Genomic DNA, 416 nt, shown 5'->3' with positions numbered 1-416 from the left:
AGCGCCCTTGCTGTCCCCCGCACCATGCTCCCCATCCGCACCCTCACAAGCGCCGCCGCCCTGGCGGTGCTGCTGCTCACCGCCGGCCAGGCCGCCGGCGCGGGCACCGCCCCCGCCAGCCCCCAAGTGCTGGAGCAGGTCTTCCGCGCCCAGCCCTACCGGGGCGAGCCGGCCCGCGAGGCCAGCTTCAGCCCCAGCGGTCGGTACCTGGCCTACCTGTGGAACCCCTTCGGCGAGCCCGGCGGGGACCTGCACGTGCACGACACGCGCACCGGCAAGACGATCCGCGTGACCTCGCGCCAGCGCATGGCCGCGTGCGACACGCCCGAAGACCTGGCGCGCTTCGACACCAAGCGCCAGCAGCGCGACCGCGAGTGGTCCGAGGCCCAGGCCAAGGTCGAGGCCCAACAGGCCTA

General features: G+C 74.5%; 1 protein-coding gene. It reads left to right on the top strand.

The annotated features are described in order from the left end of the window. Nucleotides 1–24: 24 nt before the first annotated feature. Nucleotides 25–416 (top strand): hypothetical protein (locus EOD73_RS17475; protein ID WP_205702501.1); only part of this gene is annotated, 392 nt, incomplete at its 3' end.

Origin of the sequence: Inhella crocodyli (assembly GCF_004004565.1) — a bacterium.
Classification (GTDB): Bacteria; Pseudomonadota; Gammaproteobacteria; order Burkholderiales; family Burkholderiaceae_C; genus Inhella; species Inhella crocodyli.
Note: the sequence above shows the minus strand (reverse complement) of the source record. Positions and strands in the feature narration are given on the sequence as shown.